Here is a 243-nt window from a genome sequence, read left to right on the forward strand (position 1 = left end):
GCTTTAGCTTCTGCAATATCTGCAAGTGCAATACTTTGCCCAGCAACACCTGGACCAAATGCCCAACTAATATGAGTGTCATTTACTTTTACGGTTAAGCCATGAAACAAAAAACCCACCAGCACTAAAATACCGGCAAACACCATAAGTGGGCCATCAGCCCCAATTAAATTCCAGGCAAGGGCTACAAAGCCACCAATCCAGGCTAATACAAAAAATATAAATAGCGCATACTGCTTATGC

General features: G+C 42.4%; 1 protein-coding gene. It reads right to left on the reverse strand.

Annotation, left to right across the window (positions count from 1 at the left end):
- The coding region (locus tag AAEY79_RS16140; protein ID WP_352289730.1) for a hypothetical protein at window positions 1-243 on the reverse strand (243 nt) is incomplete at both ends.

This window comes from Psychrobacter sp. GW64-MNA-CIBAN-0177, from assembly GCF_040309585.1.
GTDB lineage: Bacteria > Pseudomonadota > Gammaproteobacteria > Pseudomonadales > Moraxellaceae > Psychrobacter > Psychrobacter okhotskensis.